The sequence below is a fragment of the Brevundimonas huaxiensis genome, from assembly GCF_014218725.1.
GTDB classification, from domain to species: domain Bacteria; phylum Pseudomonadota; class Alphaproteobacteria; order Caulobacterales; family Caulobacteraceae; genus Brevundimonas; species Brevundimonas huaxiensis.
This window is the reverse complement of record NZ_JABBJE010000001.1, coordinates 97930-116330: the sequence shown is the minus strand read 5'-3', so window position 1 is coordinate 116330 and position 18401 is coordinate 97930. Positions and strand designations below refer to the sequence as shown.

Annotated in this window: 16 protein-coding genes; 5 read left to right on the top strand and 11 right to left on the bottom strand. The window is 65.0% G+C overall.

Annotated elements, in window-relative coordinates:
• Positions 1–82 precede the first annotated feature (82 nt).
• Positions 83–559, top strand: coding sequence for a hypothetical protein (locus HF680_RS00530; protein ID WP_055754198.1), 477 nt, complete (start codon positions 83–85; stop codon positions 557–559).
• Here HF680_RS00530 and HF680_RS00525 read toward each other — a convergent pair.
• The 3 genes from HF680_RS00525 to HF680_RS00515 all read right to left on the bottom strand — a co-directional run bounded on the left by HF680_RS00525 (position 556) and on the right by HF680_RS00515 (position 2226).
• Positions 556–1344, bottom strand: a complete 789-nt coding sequence (locus tag HF680_RS00525) for a pyrroline-5-carboxylate reductase family protein (protein WP_317133972.1) — start codon at positions 1342–1344, stop codon at positions 556–558. The two genes, HF680_RS00530 and HF680_RS00525, sit on opposite strands and share 4 nt — an antisense overlap.
• Positions 1345–1361: 17 nt before the next feature.
• Positions 1362–1865 carry a type III secretion system chaperone family protein gene (locus tag HF680_RS00520; protein WP_017504503.1) on the bottom strand — a complete coding sequence of 168 codons (504 nt, stop codon included), beginning with the start codon at positions 1863–1865 and terminating at the stop codon, positions 1362–1364.
• 73 nt (positions 1866–1938) lie between these two features.
• Positions 1939–2226: an accessory factor UbiK family protein gene (locus tag HF680_RS00515; RefSeq protein ID WP_185223745.1), complete on the bottom strand. Its 288-nt coding sequence runs from the start codon at positions 2224–2226 to the stop codon at positions 1939–1941.
• Positions 2227–2399: 173 nt separating this feature from the next.
• On the opposite strand from HF680_RS00515, the gene lgt reads away from it, so the two are divergent.
• Genes lgt through pgeF form a run of 3 tightly spaced genes read left to right on the top strand, consistent with a single transcriptional unit; the run spans position 2400 to position 5141 of the window.
• On the top strand, positions 2400–3275 hold the full coding sequence (gene lgt, locus HF680_RS00510; protein ID WP_185223744.1) for a prolipoprotein diacylglyceryl transferase: 876 nt from the start codon (positions 2400–2402) through the stop codon (positions 3273–3275).
• Positions 3272–4357 (top strand): class I SAM-dependent methyltransferase, encoded by a 1086-nt coding sequence (locus HF680_RS00505; RefSeq protein ID WP_185223743.1) that lies wholly within the window; start codon positions 3272–3274, stop codon positions 4355–4357. The genes lgt and HF680_RS00505 overlap by 4 nt, the downstream gene beginning before the upstream one ends.
• Positions 4358–4370: 13 nt before the next feature.
• Positions 4371–5141 (top strand): peptidoglycan editing factor PgeF, encoded by a 771-nt coding sequence (gene pgeF, locus HF680_RS00500; RefSeq protein ID WP_185223742.1) that lies wholly within the window; start codon positions 4371–4373, stop codon positions 5139–5141.
• On the opposite strand, the gene lpxC is transcribed toward pgeF, so the two are convergent.
• The 7 genes from lpxC to murB all read right to left on the bottom strand — a co-directional run bounded on the left by lpxC (position 5138) and on the right by murB (position 16136).
• Positions 5138–6037, bottom strand: a complete 900-nt coding sequence (lpxC, locus tag HF680_RS00495) for a UDP-3-O-acyl-N-acetylglucosamine deacetylase (protein WP_185223741.1) — start codon at positions 6035–6037, stop codon at positions 5138–5140. The two genes, pgeF and lpxC, sit on opposite strands and share 4 nt — an antisense overlap.
• A 186-nt stretch (positions 6038–6223) precedes the next feature.
• Positions 6224–7798, bottom strand: coding sequence for a cell division protein FtsZ (gene ftsZ / locus HF680_RS00490; RefSeq protein ID WP_185223740.1), 1575 nt, complete (start codon positions 7796–7798; stop codon positions 6224–6226).
• 247 nt (positions 7799–8045) lie between these two features.
• Positions 8046–11837, bottom strand: a complete 3792-nt coding sequence (locus HF680_RS00485; RefSeq protein WP_185223739.1) for a TonB-dependent receptor domain-containing protein — start codon at positions 11835–11837, stop codon at positions 8046–8048.
• A 144-nt stretch (positions 11838–11981) separates the two neighbouring features.
• Positions 11982–13274, bottom strand: coding sequence for a cell division protein FtsA (gene ftsA, locus HF680_RS00480; RefSeq protein WP_039247066.1), 1293 nt, complete (start codon positions 13272–13274; stop codon positions 11982–11984).
• Positions 13275–13329: 55 nt separating this feature from the next.
• Positions 13330–14217 carry a cell division protein FtsQ/DivIB gene (locus HF680_RS00475; RefSeq protein ID WP_205195861.1) on the bottom strand — a complete coding sequence of 296 codons (888 nt, stop codon included), beginning with the start codon at positions 14215–14217 and terminating at the stop codon, positions 13330–13332.
• Positions 14205–15146 (bottom strand): D-alanine--D-alanine ligase, encoded by a 942-nt coding sequence (locus tag HF680_RS00470; protein ID WP_185223738.1) that lies wholly within the window; start codon positions 15144–15146, stop codon positions 14205–14207. The genes HF680_RS00475 and HF680_RS00470 overlap by 13 nt, the downstream gene beginning before the upstream one ends.
• A 78-nt stretch (positions 15147–15224) precedes the next feature.
• Positions 15225–16136, bottom strand: a complete 912-nt coding sequence (gene murB, locus HF680_RS00465; RefSeq protein ID WP_185223737.1) for a UDP-N-acetylmuramate dehydrogenase — start codon at positions 16134–16136, stop codon at positions 15225–15227.
• Between the two features lie 98 nt (positions 16137–16234).
• Between murB and HF680_RS00460 the strand changes: the two genes are divergently transcribed.
• On the top strand, positions 16235–16912 hold the full coding sequence (locus tag HF680_RS00460) for a hypothetical protein (protein WP_185223736.1): 678 nt from the start codon (positions 16235–16237) through the stop codon (positions 16910–16912).
• Here the strand turns inward: HF680_RS00460 and murC are convergent.
• Positions 16909–18321 (bottom strand): UDP-N-acetylmuramate--L-alanine ligase, encoded by a 1413-nt coding sequence (gene murC, locus HF680_RS00455; protein ID WP_185223735.1) that lies wholly within the window; start codon positions 18319–18321, stop codon positions 16909–16911. The two genes, HF680_RS00460 and murC, sit on opposite strands and share 4 nt — an antisense overlap.
• Positions 18322–18401 lie beyond the last annotated feature (80 nt).

Sequence of the window (18401 nt, the reverse complement as noted above, 5' to 3'; positions counted from 1 at the left end):
TTTGAAGCTTTCGTCAGCAGGGTCTGGCGAAACGACGCTGCAAGGATCATCTTGAGGGCGACAGGGCTTGGAGATGATTTTGATGCGTAAACTCGCCTTCTTTGCACCGCTGGCCGCGACGCTCGCCGTCGCCGCCATGGCTCAGGCCCAAGCGCCGACGGTAAACGTCACGGTCGGGCCGCAGCTTCAGCGCGAGGTCGAAAAGCTCGGTGACCGCGAGGTCAACGAACAGATCGCCGGCCTTCAGGCCGAGGTGGGCAAGGCCTTGGCCCAGCGTTATCCGGGCGCGACCGCCAATCTGGTCCTGGTCGATCTGAAGCCGAACCGGCCGACCTTCGAACAGGTCCGTCAGACGCCGGGCCTCGACCCGATCCGCAGCGTGTCCGTCGGCGGCGCGGCCATCAAGGGCGAGATCGTGATGGCGGACGGCGTGACGCGGCCCGTGGACTATTCCTACTTCACGCCCAGCATCAACGACGTCTGGGGCTACAGCGTCTGGCGTGACGCCAACCGCGCGTTCGAGCGCTTCGGCGATCAGATCGAGCGCGGACGCTTCTAGCCCATCTCGCGGTTGCGTCTAACCGCCGCCGCGACCGTTTCATTCAACATCGCAGTCAGGCGGCCGTCCTTCGCCATGGCGTCAAGTCCGGCGCGGGTCGAGCCGCCGGGCGAGGCGATGCGGCCGATCAGGGTCTCCAGCGCATCGTCGCCCATGGAGTCGGCTGCGGACCTCAACGTCGCGCGCGCCAGCACATCCGCCGTCGCCGCATCCAGACCCGCCGCCTCCCCGGCCCGCGCCAGCGCGTCGGTGAAGGCGTAGAAATAGGCTGCGCCCGATCCGGCCACCGCCGTCGCCGCATCCATCAGCGCCTCGTCAGCCAGCACGACCGTCTCGGCCATCGGCTCGAACAACGCCCGCCCGACGTCTTGGGCGCGTGGGTCCGCCGACCAGACAGAGGCCACGCCGCGCCCGCGCGACACACCGGTCGTCGGCATCACCCGAACGATCGGCCAGCCTCCCAGGCCTTCGGCCAAGGTCGGCGCAGTCACGCCTGCCATGACCGATAGAATGACGGCCCGGTCGTTCACGAACGGCGCCAGCGGAGCCATCACCTCGCGCCACATCGCCGGTTTCACCGCCAGCACAATGACCGCCGCCTCGGTCAAAGCCTCCAGCGGCGGATTGATCCGCGCGCCCTTGGTCCGCGCCGTTTCGGCAGCCGGCTTTTCTGACGGGCTGAGAATGATCAGATCGGGCGCCGCCACCGTCCCGGTCAGCAGCCAGCCTTCCAGAATGGCGGACCCCAGGCGGCCGCAGCCGACCAGGACAACGGGACCCGGCACAGATGCCGCGCTTGGCATCAGGCGGTGCCGACGGTCTCGAACAGGCAGGCGTCGATAGCCTCCTGCGGCTTCTTGTTCCCGCGCACCATGAAGTCGAAGGCGGGATAGTAGCGATCCGAAGCCTCGATGGCCGCGTCGATCATCGACGCCGCCTGGGCCAAGGTCGGGCGCTCGCCCATCGGCAAGGCCAGCGAATGGCGGAAGACGATCTCGCCGTCCTCGGCCCAGACCTCGAAATGGCCCATCCAGGTGCGCTGGTTGATCAGGCCGACCAGTTCATAGGCGGCCGTCTTGCGGCTCTTGGCCACCTTCAGATCCAGCGCACAGCACAGCTGAAGACAGTCGCCCTCGGGACGCCAGGCGAACCACAGCTCATAGTCCTTCCAGTCGCCGGCCAGCGCAAAGGCGAGGTCGCCGTCGTCGGTGCGGTCGAACGGAAGGTTCTCGGCCGTGAGCACATGCTCGACGACCTCAAGCGGGTCGAAGGGCACGTCCACTTCCTCGGGCCGGGCGATGTCCATCAAGTGTCTTTCACGCTGCGTCCGCGAGAATCGCGGGCGTTAACAGAACGGTAAGCCTGTTCGCAGATTCGGCTCAACCGGCTGCGTCCGCGGGTTGAGTTCCATCTGTGGACGTTCCCTTCACGGGCTTTGCAGCCGGCTTTTGGACGGCCTTCAGCTCTGCGAGCTCGGCGCGCAGAGCGGCGATCTCGTTCTTCAGAACATCGAACTCGTCGCGACGGACCAGGTCCATTTCGGCGGCGATCCGGTCGGCCTGGGCGCGCCAGGCGGTCTTGGCCTCTTCGCCTGCGGCCTGCGCCAGGCCCATGGCGCCGGTCGTCAGCTTGGCGAACTCGTCCAGAATGGGATTGCGGGTCTGCATGGCGGCTCCGACCTCAACGTCGTTAACGAAGGTTCACCGACTATGGTGAACGAAACCTTTCTTTCTGCTGCTTCGCGGGCGCCATCAAGGCGTCGTGATGCGTCTTCACAGGCGACGACGGCGGCGACGCTTGCTAAACCGCTGTCAAAGACAGTCCCGCACAGGAACGCCCCTTGCCCTTTCCCGAATTCGATCCGGTCCTGATTCACATCGGACCGCTTCCGATCCGCTGGTACGCCCTGGCCTATGTCGCCGGCATCGTGCTGGGCTGGTGGTACGCCGCCCGTCTGGCCAAGACCCAGCGGCTGTGGGCGCCCGGCAAGCCGCCTGTCACCACGACGCAACTGGACGATCTGGTGCTGTGGATCGTGCTGGGCATCATCCTGGGCGGCCGCCTCGGCTACGCCCTCTTCTACAAGCCGGCCATGTACGGCCAGCTGTTCACCGGCCAGACGCTGGGGGAGCGGTTCGAACTGTTCCAGCTGTGGACCGGCGGCATGAGCTTCCACGGCGGCTTCCTGGGGGTCTGCCTGGCCATCGTCCTCTATGCCCGGTCGCAGAAGATCGACATGCTGCGCCTCGGCGATCTGGTCGCGCCCGTCGTGCCGATCGGCCTGATGTTCGGCCGCCTGGCCAACTTCATCAATGGCGAGCTGTGGGGCCGCGAGACGACCGTCCCCTGGGCCGTGCGCTTCTGCAACGCCCGCATCGAACAGATGTACGGCTTCTGCCCCGCCGGCGATGCGCCCCGCCACCCCAGCCAGCTCTATGAGGCGGGTCTTGAGGGGATCGTTCTCTTCTCGATCCTGTCCATTGCGATCTGGAAGTTCGGCCTGCTGAAGAAGCCCGGCTATATCACCGGCCTGTTCCTGGTGGGCTATGGCGTCTGCCGTGCGGCGCTGGAGAATGTGCGCGAGCCGGATATCGGCATGCCGGATTTCCCGTTCGGCCTGACCATGGGAATGATGCTGTCGATCCCGATGATCCTGGTCGGCGCCTGGCTGATCTGGCGCGCGTGGAAGCGTCCGCCGGCCGCCGCTGAGGCATGAGCCAGGCCGAAACCCTGAAAGCCCGTCTGGCGCGCGAGATCGCCCTGACGGGCCCGATGACGGTCGCCGACTACGTCACCCGCTGCCTGCATGATCCCAAGGGCGGCTACTATGCGTCGCGTCCGGATCTGGGCGCGCGTGGCGACTTCATCACCGCGCCCCTGGTCAGCCAGATGTTCGGCGAACTGATCGGCCTGTGGGCGGTCGAAACCTGGAACCGGCTGGGCGCGCCCGAGCGGTTCCGCCTGGTCGAGGTCGGCCCCGGCGACGGCACATTGATGAGCGACGCCTTGCGCGCCGCCCGTCTGGTCCCAGGTTTTCTCGAAGCCTGCGATCTGATCCTGATCGAACCCAGCGCCCCCTTGCGCGATCTCCAGGCCAAGGCCCTGGCCGGGGCCGACCTGTCGCCGCGCTGGGTCCGCAGCCTGACGGCGATCGAGACCGACGCGCCGGTCATCCTGATCGCCAACGAAGTGCTGGACTGCATGCCTGCGCGCCAATTCGTCCGCACCGACGGCGGCTGGGCCGAGCGCCGCGTCGGCGTCACAGACGATGGCGACCTGATGTTCGGCCTGACCGCCATATCCGGCGGTTTTCAGAAGCCAGACTTCGAAATCGCGCCGGGCGGCATTCTCGAAATTTCGGACCAGCAGGCGGTCTTCGGCCGCGACCTCGGCCTGCTGATGAAGGCCGCCTCGGGCGCCGCCCTGCTGATCGACTATGGCCGCGCCCGGCCCGAGGCCGGAGACACGCTCCAGGCCCTGCGTCGTCATCAGAAGGTGGATCCCCTCGCCACGCCCGGCGAAGCCGACCTGACCCAATGGGCCGACTTTCCCCTAGTGCTGGAAGGCGCGGTGCGAACCGGCGCCGACGTCACCGGCAGCCTGCCCCAAGGCGAGTTCCTGCGCCGGCTGGGCATCGAGGCCCGCGCCGAGGCGCTGAAAGCCGGCCGCCCCGCCGCGTCAGAAGTCATCGCGCGTCAGCTAGATCGGCTGACCGGCGACGACCAGATGGGAACCCTGTTCAAGGCCGCCGCCATCTTCGCCCCTCGATCCCTGGTCGTGCCCGGCTGGGACGCCTGATATAGGTGGGGGCATGAGCGATCTCGCCCCCATCACCCACCCGCTTCTGACCGCCGCCGGCATCGCCCACGGCTTCTTCACCCGCGCGGGCGGCGTCTCGACCGGCCTCTATGAAGGGCTGAACGCCGGCGTCGGCTCCAAGGACGACCCGGCCGCCGTCGCCGAAAACCGCCGGCGTGTCGCGGGCCATTTCAACGCCGACCCCGACCACCTGAACGGCTGTTACCAGATCCATTCCGCCGTTGCGCGTGTGGCCGAAGGCCCCTGGCATGGCGACCGGCCGGAGGGCGACGCCGTCGTCTCGGCCGAGCCCGGCCTGCTGTGTTCGGTCCTGACCGCCGACTGCGCGCCGATCCTGATGGCCGATCCGGAGACGCGCATCGTCGCCGCCGTCCACGCCGGCTGGAAGGGCGCGCTGGGCGGCGTCATCCACTCCGCCATTTCCGCCATGCAGGCCCTGGGCGCCGAGCCTCGGCGGATGGTCGCTGTCGTCGGCCCGTGCATCGCACCCGCGAGCTATGAAGTCGGCGTCGATTTCGAAGATCGCTTCACCCACCACGATCCTGGCAGCGACCGCTTCTTCCACCCGGGAGAGACCGACGACAAACGCCAGTTCGACCTGCCCGGCTTCGTCCTGTGGCGGCTACAGCAAGCGGGGATCGGTCAGGCCGTCTGGACCGGCCACGACACCTGCGCGGACGCAGAGCGGTTCTATTCGAACCGCCGCGCTTTCCAGCACGGCGAGCCGGACTTCGGTCGATTGATTGCGGTGATCGGGGCCTAGCCCGCGCGCGCCAGTTCCGGCACGCGGGTCACTTCACGCCAGGCGTGCGGGGCGGCCAGCAGGGCGCGGACCAGCTTGTTGTTCAGGGCGTGGCCGGCCTTGTAGCCTTCGTAACGCCCCAGCAGGGGCGCGCCCAGCACATACAGGTCGCCGATGGCGTCCAGCGCCTTGTGCCGCACGAACTCGCGTTCCACGCGCAGGCCGCCGGGGTTCAGGATTTCGTCGCCATCGATGACCACGGCGTTCTCCAGCGAACCGCCGCGCGCCAGGCCCGCCTTGCGCAACGCCTCGACCTCATGGGCGAACCCGAAGGTGCGGCAGGCCATGATCTCCTTGCGGAAGGTCGGTTCGTCCACGACGAAGTCGATCACCTGATTGCCGATCACGGCCGACGGGAAGTCGATCTCGAACCGCATCTCGTAGCGGTCGCACGGCATCAGGGCCGCATGCTTGTCGCCCTCGACGACATGGACCGTTTCCAGGATCTCGATGTAGCGCTGCGGCGTCGGCTGCGGTCGGAAACCGGCCCGATCCAGCAGCTTCACGAACTCCAGCGCAGAACCGTCCAGGATCGGCAGCTCCGGTCCGTCCACCTCGACCACGGCGTTCGACACGCCCAGGGCGGCGAAGGCGGCCATCAGGTGTTCGATGGTCGATAGACGAACGCCGGCTGCGTTCTCGATCATGGTGTTCAGGCGGGCGTCAACCACCGCCTCGCCCGACACCGGAATGCGGTTGTCGCGGTCGGTGATGTCGGTGCGCACGAAGACGATGCCCGTGCCCGAAGGCGCAGGCCGAACCGCCAGCCGCACCCGGCGGCCGGTGTGCACCCCGACCCCGGCGATGATAGCCGGGGCGACGATGGTGCGTTCGTGATGGTCGTTTCTGACCGACAAACCTGAACTCGCTCTTTCCTTTGCGCGCCGCACGCCGTGCGGATTGCGCCCTGGGTTTCATTTAGCGGTCATGCCGCAAGCGCGAAATCAAAGTCCGGTTTCGGATTGTTTCGGTCTGAGACACATCCGGAAACGAGAAACGCCCCGGAGGCGGGCTCCGGGGCGTTTGGTCGTCATTTGGGATGTTTAGTTGGCCAGACGGCGGAGAAAGGATGGGATTTCCAGGTCGTCATCGGCCTGTCCCGCCTCCGGTTCTGGCTGTTGGACCGGTTGAGCCGACGCGCGCGCCGAATGCGACGATTGCGGCGCATAGGACATATCGTGCTGAGGCTGGGTGCGTTTGCCGCGACCGAACAGGCTCCAGCCGCTGCGGCGGTGGTCACGATCGTCGTAACCATCGTCGGCTTGGGGCTGCTGGGCCGCAGGCGCGGCGCGCTCGTAGAGATCGCCTTGCGGCGCCGGGGCGCGGGTTTCATATTCCTCGACCCAAGGATCGACGATGGGGTCCAGAGTGCGCGGCTGCGGCTCGGCGACGCGGATCACCGGCTCGGGGCGCGGTTCCGGTTCGCGAGCGGCAGGGGCCTGAAAGGTCGGCACGACCGGCGCCGCCTCGATGCGGGGCTCGGGCGCGCGCGGGGCTTCGGCGCGGACCGGCTCGCGGTAGGCGTCGCGGGTCGGTTCCGGGGCGCGCGAGGCTTGTGTGCCATACAGGCCGCCGGCCGAGCGGCGCGCATCATGGCTGGCCAGCGGCGCGCTGGCGGCCGGCGGGGCGATGGGTTCGATGCGACGCACTTCGCCCTCGTCCATGCCGGTCGCGACGACCGAGACGCGGATCTTGCCGTCCAGGGCCGGGTCGAAGGCCGCGCCGAAGATGATGTTGGCGTCGCCGTCCACTTCTGCACTGATGGCGTTGGCGGCCTCGTCGACTTCCAGCAGGGTCATGTCCAGACCGCCGGTGATGTTCACCAGAACCGCCTTGGCGCCCTTCAGGCTGGTCTCGTCCAACAGCGGGTTGGCGATGGCGTTCTGGGCCGCCAGCAGCGCGCGGTCGTCGCCCGTGGCCTCGCCCGTGCCCATCATCGCCTTGCCCATCTCGGACATGACGGCGCGCACGTCGGCGAAGTCCAGGTTGATCAGGCCGGGCAGTATCATCAGGTCGGTGATCGAGCGGACGCCGGAGTGCAGGACCTGATCGGCCATGCCGAAGGCGTCGGCAAAGGTCGTGCGCTCATTGGCGACGCGGAACAGGTTCTGGTTCGGGATGACGATCAGGGTGTCGACATAGCGTTGCAGCTCGGCGACGCCGGCGTCGGCCAGACGCATGCGGTGGCGGCCTTCGAAGGTGAAGGGCTTGGTCACGACGCCGACGGTCAGGATGCCGCGATCACGCGCGCACTTGGCGATGACCGGCGCCGCGCCGGTGCCGGTGCCGCCGCCCATGCCGCAGGTGATGAAGACCATGTGTGCACCTTCCAGGTGCTGATGGATTTCGTCGGCGGATTCCTCGGCGGCGTTCATGCCGACTTCGGGGTGGGCCCCGGCGCCCAGGCCTTGGGTGATGGTCTCGCCCAGTTGGATGCGGCGATCGGTCTTAGCGAAGCTGAGGTGCTGCGCGTCGGTGTTGGCCACGACGAACTCGACCCCTTCGAGGCCGGCGTCGATCATGTTGTTCACGGCGTTGCCGCCAGCGCCGCCGACGCCGAACACGACGATGCGGGGCTTCAGTTCAGTGTGTTGCGGCTTGACCAATGAGAGCGACATTTTCTGTTTCCGACCTGCTGACCCGCCCCTTCAAACCAACCGACCGCCCCGCCGAATCGCTTTGGTTATGAGCGCGTTAAGGATTGCGCCCATGAAGGTTAAGAGAAGGTTACGGCGATAATGTGAGTCGGACCGAAGCACACCCCAAACCTAAAGCGTTGCCGGACTTTTTCGAGTTCTTCCAACGCCACAAAGAAAATCGCCCGAGGCAAGCCTCGGGCGATCAGATCAGTCCATAAGTTCTGGGTTAGAACTTCATCTGGATCGAAGCCGTCCAACGACGACCAATGTTATCGATATAAGCGCCGTTGAAGAAACCGTTTTGGCCCAGGGCGTCTTCGTCGGTCACGTTGTCGATGACCAATTGTGCACGCGTCGTGTCGGTGACGTCGTAGCCCAGCGACAGCGTATGCAACGTATAGCCGTCGTAACGGACGATCGGTTGGAACTCAATGCCGATAGGCGTTCCTGCTGACTTGATGCGCGTTGCGTCCTGGATACGTGTGGTCCAACGCGCGTTGAAGCGACCCAGGTCATATAGCGCCGTCAACTGCGTCGACCAAACCGGATTGGCCAGGGTGTCTTCGGCCGACTGTGCGTCGCTGAAGTCACCCGTACCCGACGTGGTGTACTCCATCAGATAGTAAATATTGCCGCGCAGAGCCAAGCGACCGAGGTCGCGATTAGCGCTGAACACATCAGCCAAGTCCATGCTGTAGCTGAAGTTGGAGTTGATCGCCTTAACCCGCGTTCCGCCCAGGTTGAAGAAGGGCAGTTCGAATCCGTTCGTGAAGTTGAAGTTGGTATCACGACGGATGCCGGCGCAGCTGTTCACGCCGATATCGGCCGAGTTATTCGGGAAGCTGGCGCTGTCGTAGCAGAACTCAGCAGCCGGCTGCGCCAAGAGCGGACCAAGAGCGCCGGTCACGGTGATTTCCAGATAGTCGGCGGCGAAGATGAAGTTCGGGATGAACCGCGGCGTCGCCACGAAGCCATACGTGAACGAGTCGCCTTCCTCCGGACGAAGATCCTGGGTTCCTGAGATCAGGCCCGTGAACGCTGCGCCTGAGGGCGTGAAGTTATTATTCAAGAAACTCTCAGCGCTGGCGCGATCGGTGATCGCAACAGCTCCGGCGTTGCCCGTCAGGGTTCCACCATTGGCGGTCGCCCGGTTCAGCACATCAGTGATGCAGTTTGCGCGACGCGTCGCCGGCGCGGGACCGACGCTGATGTTGGCTGTGGAGCAAGGGTCTGCTGACGAGGTGAAGAACGGCTGACCACCCAAGAACAGTTCGACAATGCTGGGCTGACGAACAGACTTGGAGATGTTGCCGCGGAACAGGATGTCTTCCGAGGGCTGCCAAGTCGCAGCCAAGGTATAAACCTCCTCAACATCACCCTTATAGCTGGGCGAGCGCAGGGTGCCTGTCGTATCGCGGAAGGACGGCGCAGAACCTTCCAACTGCGTGTAGCGGATTGAGGGGTTGAACTCGAGCGATTTGAAGAACGGCAGAGTGAAGTCGCCGCCGAAGATCGGAACGCGCAGTTCCAGCCCGCCCTCCTTGGTTTCAACTTCCGCCATGGTTGTGGCGGAAGGTGCGGAACGGGTCGCACCAATACGCGTGATTTCGTCAACCGTATACTTCAGTTCTTCCTTCCGATACTCGCCTGAGAGCGCGAACTGCAACGGACCGGCTGGAAGATTGAACAGTTCGCCGCCGAACACGGCCTGCGTGAAGTTCTGCGTCGATTCGTTGTTGAAGAAGTTTCGAACGCTGACGAAGTCCTTGGCAGCCTGGGAGGCTCGGCCTTCACCGAAGATGTTCAACGGCTGACAGGCGTCGAACAGGGCTTGCGTCGCGTTCGTTTGGAACACGACCTGCTCTCGAACACCATCCGCAGCAACCTGGCTGATTACGTTAGCTTGAGTGCCAGGTACCTGACCGCCATAGAAGCCGAGATAGCTTGCCAGCGTGGGACTTCCGGTCGAACCGGCGCGGCACCGTGTGACGCCGCCTTGATCGACGGCGTCGATCGCCATGGCGAAGGCAACGTCGTTAATGGCGCTGAATTCGACGCGAGTTTCAGCCTTGCCGTAGGTGTGCGACAGTTCCCAGTTGAAGGCGCGATCGAAGGCCCGGAAGTTGCCCTCAAAGCCGTTGACGGTGCGGAACGTCTTATTGGTGGACACCTGCGAAAGGTCGTTGACGATGTCTTCGTTGTAGCGGGAAACAGTGAAGTTACCTGTAATGCCTGCTGCAGCCAACGCCGCACGGTTCTGAGCGGTCAGGAACGGGTGGTTGACGTTGACCAGAATGGCCGCGTTTTCGGTAGAACTGGACGACACGCCATTGAACAGGCCGCCCGTTCCGATCGGGTTGGTGACCTTGATGTCTGAGTAAAGGTTTTCGGTGAAGAAGCGAATGTCGTCGGTTACGCGATAGCTGCCGATAATATTTCCAACATTACGTTCTTGTTCGACACGCAGGACAGTCGAGTCGGTGCGGTTCGCCCCGTCGCCGCCGACGCCTGTCGCGAAGGTACCAGGGGTGTTAGGCCCACCGATTCCCAGCGTGTAGGTTTCCAGATCACCGTTACGATTGAAGCGAAGAGGGGTCGCAAGACGCGGCAGCACGCCCGCACCGATACCGGTATTGGCAATGTCGGGAAGACCTGCAAGGAAACTTCCCGCGAACGCGTTAAGCGGCGTATTGGGGTTGGCGGCATAATATTCGCGCGCAGTCGGATTGCGCTGCTGCAGGATTTGCAGAGCGGCGGCACGAAGCTGGGCTGCAGTGGCGCCAGCAGGCGGCGTCACGCCGTAGAAGGCGAACACGCGCGCCGCATTGGCATCCTGCTGTGCGGTCGTGGTGCCCGGCAGCGCAGAAGGCGCGAAGTTACAAATACGGCTGTTGGCCAATGCCGCAGCTTGCGCCTGGGCTGCCGAGAAGGCGCCGCCGTTACACAGGTTTGGCGCGCCGGGGATTTGTTGAAGCGTCCCGGAAATGAAGGACGAAGCCGGCGGCGCGATACGTGCGAAGCCCGGCTGAGTCACAGTCGATTCCGATGTCCCGCTACCTGCGACGGTGTTGAAAACCACACCGCCAAAGTAGTTGTTAATCTGACGCAGGCTGCGCGAATAAATCGTCGATGGAATGCCATCCACGCCACCGGCTAGGAACGCCGTCGAACCAACAACACCCGGAGTAAAGGCGGGGTTGCGGAAACCGCCGTTCGCAAAGTTCGATATGCCGCCCTGGTTATCCGACCGGAACGGACGGGCATTAGCCAGCACACCGTCGATCTTGCTGTACTCACCGGAAACAGCAACATTTAAACGATCGTCAAGAAACGACTTGCCGACCGTGGCATTCACGGCAATCCGACCAGCATCGTTATATTCGAACGTCTGACCGCCAATAATATTGATCTCTGCGCCTTCATACTTGTCCTTCAGGACATAGTTGACCACGCCGGAAACGGCATCCGCACCATATGTCGCAGCACCGCCTACCGTCAAAATATCGACACGATCAATCAGAGCGACGGGGATGGTCGATGCATCGACTTGAGAACCCGTCTCATTGCCAGACACAAAGATCGTGGCGGAGTTGTTCGACACGAAGCGGCGACCATTGACCAACGTCAGCGTGCGAGCGGTGCCGAGATTCAACAGATCGATATATGTAACTCCCAGCGACGCCGTCTGACCGCCGTTCGTACCATTCAAGCTGGCACCGCCGCCGACCAGCGGCACGTCATTCAGAATGTCGCCAGCGTTGGTGAACAGACGCTCTTCAATATCCTTCTCGCCAACCTGAACACCAGGAATAACGCCCTCATACTGAGGGCGTGCGATACGTGAACCCGTAACAACAACCTCTTCCAGTTGTTCAGCTTCCGATTGGTCTTGAGTCGAAGAGGTCGAAGGAGACGGCGAGGTCGACTGCTGCGTTGTCGCCTGCGACCATGCGGGAGCCGAAGTCGCCAGAACGCCGGCGAGAATCGTAGTCCCGAACAAATGGTATCGTTTTGTCATTTCAGCCCCTGAAAGTCGCATGTGGCGCGATAGTTTGGTGAACTTTCTGTCACCTAACCTTCAAGTGGAGGCAAGCGGTTTGTGTCTCAATCAGGGCAAAACGAGGCCGAAGTGGCGCTCAAACAACACTGTTGCCTAGATTTGCTACAGATTGTCGCGGAGCCAGCCAGCTACCCGTCCAACCACATTCCCGCGATGAATTCGCGGCGCATCCGCAGCGGTGATCTGCCGCGCCATCAGCTTTCTCGCCGAAACCGCCTCACGCGGGCCGTAGGCGGCGCGGAGGAGGACGCCGGCAGTGGCGCAGAAGGCGGGGCCGGAGGCGGCGTCGGCCAAATGTGGCGCCCGTTGGGGTTTTCCGAGGCGGACCGGACGGTCGAAGACACGCACCGCCAGCTCGCGCACGCCGTTCAACTGGCTGGCCCCGCCGGTCAAAACGAGGCCCGCGCCGGGTTCCAGGCCCACGCCGGCATTCTTCAGTCGATCACGCAGCAGTTCGAGGGTTTCCTCGACGCGGGGGGCGATGACGGTCTTCAGCATGGCGCGCGGAACGATGACGGGGCCGGCCGAGGCGTCCTCGCCGCGCGGCGGGGCCTCGAGCATTTCACGATCCTCGTTGGCGCTGGCCATGGCCGAGCCGTGCAGGGTCTTGAGCCGTTCGGCGCCGGCCTTGGACGTCGACAGACCGCGGGCGATGTCGGAGGTGACGTGATCACCCCCCACGTTCAGGCTTTCGATATGCAGCAATGACCGCCCGCCCCACACGGCGGCGCTGGTCGATCCGCCGCCCATGTCGATGCAGACGGCGCCCAGGTCCATTTCGTCTTCTTCCAGCGCGGCCAGAGACGAGACCACGGGTGCAGCGGCGACGCCTTGCAGATCCAAGTGCGCCAGCTCCAGGCAGTGGCTGAGGGTCGTGAAGACGTTCTCGGCCATCGAGACGACCAACAGATCCAGCCCCAGCGAGCCGCCCCGCATCGAACGCGGATCATGCACGCCGCGCGCGCCATCGACCGACCAGGCGATGGGCAGGACGTGGATCGGGCGACGGTTGGGCAGGCGGATCTGCGCCAGGGCCATGCCGATGGCGCGCGCCAGATCGGCGTCCCCGACCGGATTGGCGCCCAGGGACACGCGGGCCTGCACCCGGTGGCTGGCCATCTGGCCGATGGCGGTCGTGACGACGACGCCGGATACCGGGCTCTGGGCGGCGCGCTCGGCGCGTTCGACGGCGTGGCCGATGGCCTGTGCTGCCTCGTCCATATTGATGATCGCCCCGCCCCTCACGCCCTTGGACTGGACATGGCTGGCGCCCGCGACGCGGATGGTGCGGTCGGCGTGACGGACGCCGTCCGGCTTCATGATGAAGCACGACACCTTGGATTGACCGATATCCAGCGCGGCGACCACAGGCGCACGTCCGGCGCGAGGATCCATGCCCCGACCGTGATCATTCGCCACGCCGCGTTGCTTGGTCATGTCTCTACGGTCCTTAGGCGTCGCCGGCGGGTCGCACGGCGACCTCGTCGGGGGTTCTGAGATCGACCCGAGCGAAGCCCAGGTCGAGCAGGCGTTCGCGCTGGTCCAGCGCATCGAGGCGGATCAGGGCCGCCTCCTGTTCGGTGGCGGGAAGCTGGATCAGGCTGCCGTCCTTCAGACGCAGGTCCCAGCGGCGCTCGTCCACGCGCACCAGGGCGTCCACCATCCCCATCAGTCGCGGGCGCTGGGCCAGCAGAGGCAGGATTTCGCCCGCCGCCACATCGGCGCCCTTGCCCACGACGAGCGGCAGCGTCGGATAGCGACGCGCATCGGCGCCATCGATGACCTGGCCCCGGTTGTCGATGACCTTGATCTGACCGGCTTCCTGCCAGACGGCGAGGCGGTCGTGTTCCTTGACCTCGACAATCAGGGTGTCGGGCAACAGGCGCACCACGCGCGCCTCCTTGACCCAACCCACGCCCTGAACCCGCGTGCGAATGGCGTCCAGATCCAGGCTGGTGATCGGCTGACCGGAATACAGGCCGAGCGCCCGCTGGATCGCCGGCTCAGCCTCCGGCGAGGCGCCGGTGATATGCACCCGTTTCAGCGTCAGGCCCATACCGGCCGTCACGCTGTCCAGGCCATGCGAAACCGAGGCGCCGATCCGCTCGGCGCGAGCGCCCGTGGCCAGAACTCCGACCAGCAGCAGCGCGCCGGCGCCCAGAGCGATCACGGCGGTGCGGGGCGAAATATCGACACGGCCGATGGCGGCCATCTTGCCAGGAACGGCGGACGCGTTCTGGGCCCCGCCGCGCGACCGTCCTCCGCCCTTGGAAGCCGAACCGCGTTGTGGAGCCTGATTAGAACCCTGTCGCCGACCGCCGCGAACTACCGCGGGCATGAGGCGTCCTCCACCATCCACCGAACCAAATCGTCATAGCTCATCCCGGTATGGGCGGCCTGCTCGGGCGCGAGCGAAGTCGGGGTCATGCCGGGCTGGGTATTGACCTCCAACAGGACCAGATCGTCCTTAACATCATCATAACGGAAGTCGGATCGCGACACGCCGCGGCACCCCATGGCGACGTGCGCCGCCTCGGCCTGACGCAGCGCCTTTTCGAACACATGCGGCGGCAGGACGGCCGGCAGGACGTGCACCGATCCGCCCGGCGCATATTTGGCCTCGTAATCGTAAAAGCCCTTGGTCGGGGTGATGTCGGTGACGGTCAGGGCGCGCGGCCCGGCCGGTTCGCCCAGCACGGTGACGCACAGCTCCTTGCCGGCGATATAGGGCTCGACGACAACCTGCTCGCCGTAAGTCCAGCCCGGCTCGCCCACTTCGGAAACCGGACGGTTGGCGCCTTCGCGAACCAGGAAGACGCCGACGGATGAGCCCTCGGCATTGGGCTTTACAACATAGGGCGGGTCGATGACGTGGCGGCTGGCGACCTCGTGACGATCGTAAAGACCGCCGCCCGGCACCTTGATGCCCGCCGCCCGCAGCACGGCCTTGGACTTGTTCTTGTCCATCGCCAGGGCCGAGGCCAGCACGCCGGAATGGGTATAGGGAATCCGCAGGGTCTCCAGCACGCCCTGGACGCAGCCGTCCTCGCCCCAGGCGCCGTGCAAGCAGTTCAGCACCACGTCCGGCTTGATCAGACCCGAAAGCACATTGGCCAGATCGCGCCCGGCGTCCACGCGGCTGACGCGCACGCCCTGCCGCTCCAGCGCGCGCGCGCACTGCTCGCCCGACGAGAGGGACACCTCACGCTCTGCGGAAAGACCGCCCATCAGAACGGCGACATGAAGATCTTTGAAAGCGCGGGACATGACGCCTTGGATTGGGGCCTACATGTTTAACAGGCCGTCAACCATTCGCGTCCGCCGGCCATTTTTGCGCGGGATTTTTTATCCCGCCCGGCCGATCCGCTTGATTTCCCACTCCAGCAGAACGCCGGTCTTGGCCAGCACATCAGCGCGAACCGCCTCGCCCAGGCTTTCGATGTCGGCGGCTGTTGCCTCGCCGGGATTGATCATAAAGTTGGAGTGCAGTTCGCTGAACTTGGCCCCACCCCCGGTTTTGGCGTGCAGCTTGCCGCGCCAGCCGGCCTCATCCACCAGCTTCCACGACGAATGGCCCTCGGGGTTCTTGAACGTCGAGCCGCCCGTCTTCTCGCGGATCGGCTGGGTCGTCTCGCGACGACTGGTGATCTCGGAGATCCGGGCCGCCACCGCCTCGGGTTCGTCGGCCGTGCCGCGATAGGTCGCCTCGATCCAGATGATGTCGGCCGGCGCCTGGGAATGGCGATAGGTGTAGCCGAAGTCGGCCAGATCGTAATCGACTCGCTCGCCCGCCCGCGTCAGGCCCCAGGCCGACACCAGCACGTCCTTGGTCTCGGAGCCGTAGCAACCGGCGTTCATGGTCAGGGCGCCGCCGATTGTGCCCGGAATGCCGGCGTAGAATTCCAGCCCGGCGATTCCCGCCTTGGCGCTGGCCTTGGCGACCATGGAGTCCAGCGCGCCCGCGCCGGCCGTGACCGTGTCGCCGTCCGTCGTGATCTGCGCCCACGGGCGGCCCGCCAGGCGGATCACCACGCCCTCGACCCCGCCGTCACGGACGATGACGTTCGATCCGACGCCCAGAACCGTCACCGGCACGGCCGGGTCCAGCGCCTTCAGGAAGTCCGCCAGATCCTCGGCGTCCGCCGGAATGAACAGCGCCTCGGCCGCGCCGCCTACCCGGAACCAGGTGTAGGGCGCCAGCGGCTCATTCCGCAGCAGCTTGCCGCGAACCGGCGAAAGGGTGTCGTTTGAAGTCATGCCGATCCGATAACGCCAGCACGTACGATGCGAAAGACGCGCCGTCTCAAATAGAGCGGGCTATTCACATCAGCGACCAGGCCTCTAAGGTGACGACCATGACCTTCAGGGCCGCAATCCGCATGATTGTGCTCGGCATAGGCGGCACGGCCGTGATCCTGTTCGGCTGGATCGGTCTCGTCTACGCCGTCAACACCTATACGTCCGTCATCATGACCGCCGAGGCCGCGCTTAACCTCATCCTCGTGGCGTTGCTGGCGGTCGTCGGCCTGCCAACCCTTCATGCTGCGAACTATCGCTGGTTCTGGCATATCGACCGCAAACAGGCGTCAGGCTCGATCTCGCTCGGGCGACAGGTCCCTGCGTTCGGATCGGAGCCGACCGCTCCTCCCCCGCGCGTGAACAAGACGGCCGGACAGCGCCTTCTCTATGTCTCGCTTTACGCCGTCGGCATCCTGTCGCTGATCGCCGCCTATGCACCGATCGACCATCAGGCATGGCTGGTCGGCCTCCTCGGCAGATTCAGCGCGGGTCGCGAGTCCTTCACCAGCCTGGCAAGACTGATCGTCATCTATCTGCCGATGATCGTGAGCCTGGCCATCATCGCGCCTTTTGTGGAGTGGGACCGTCGCCGGCTGGAGGACGGCGTCGTCAATCCTGAAGAAGCGTTGCGGCTTCAGGCGAAACGGCAGTGGCTGTTCGCCTTTGCAGCCGCCTTCGTCATGACGGGTTTCATCGCCTTCGTGGCTGGAACCATGATCCTGGGCTTCCTTTAACCCAAGGCCTCCAGCTGCGCCGGCAGGCCATAGGCCCAGCTGGTGATGTCGCCGGCGCCCAGCAGCACCACAACGTCGCCGGATTTGGCCTCATCCTTGATCAGGCGCGGCAGGACAGCGGCGTTCTCCAAGGCCTGGACGTGACGGTGGCCGTAGCGGCGCACCCCGTCGGCCAGGGCGTGCTTGTCCACCCCCTCGATCGGCTGTTCGCCGGCGGGATAGACATCGGCGACGATCACGCTGTCCGCGTCCGAGAAGCAGGTCGAGAACTCGTCCATCAGGTCGCGCAGGCGCGTGTAGCGGTGCGGCTGGACCACAGCGATGACCCGACCCTCCGTCACCTGACGCGCGGCCTTCAGCACGGCGGCGATCTCGACCGGGTGGTGGCCATAGTCGTCGACGATGCGAACGCCGCCCACGACGCCCGTGGTGGTGAAGCGCCGCTTGACCCCGCCAAAGCCGGCAAGGCCCGTGCGGATCGCATCATCCGACACATCCAGCTCGCGCGCCACGGCGATGGCGGCCAGGGCGTTCGACACATTATGCCAGCCGGCCATCGGCAGATGAACGCCCGAGATCACATGGGTTTCGCCATTCTGGATGACCACGTCGAAGCGACAGCCGTCCGGCCCCATCTCGACATTATCAGCCCGCACCATGGCCTGCGGATTGACCCCGTAGGTCACCAGCCGCCGGTTATCGATGGCGGCGACCAGCTTCTGCACCTCCGGATGGTCCAGGCAGACAGCGGCGAACCCGTAGAAGGGGATGTTCTCGACGAAGTCCACAAACGCCTTTCGCACACCGTCGAAGTCGCCGTAGTGGTCCAGATGTTCGGGATCGATATTGGTGACGATGGCCACCGTCGACTTCAGGCGCAGGAAGCTGCCGTCGCTCTCATCCGCCTCGACCACGATCCAGTCGCCGTCGCCGACCTTGGCGTTGGTGCCGTAGGCGTTGATGATGCCGCCATTGACCACCGTGGGATCCAGGCCCGCCGCATCCAGCAGGGCGGCCACCATCGAGGTCGTCGTCGTCTTGCCGTGCGTGCCGCCGACCGCGATCGAGAATTGCAGCCGCATCAGCTCAGCGAGCATCTCGGCCCGACGCACCAGCGGGATGCGGCGCTCGCGGGCGGCCTTCATCTCGGGATTGTCGGCCTTGACCGCCGTCGAATAGACCACGGCCGAGACGCCCTCGCCCACATGGGCGGCGTCGTGGCCGATGAAGATCTTGGCGCCCAGCTGTTCCAGCCGCTCGGTATTGGCGCTGGCCTTGGCGTCCGAGCCCTGCACCGAATAGCCGATCTTCAGCATGATCTCGGCGATGCCGCTCATGCCAATGCCGCCGATGCCGACGAAATGAACGGGACCAAGGTCGAACGGGACGGGGCGAAGGCGTGCGATCATTTTTGCCTCATAAACGCCGCCTCGCCTCCTGCGAAGGGCGCGCCGCATACGGAGCGAACTTTTCTAGCGACGATCGGGCG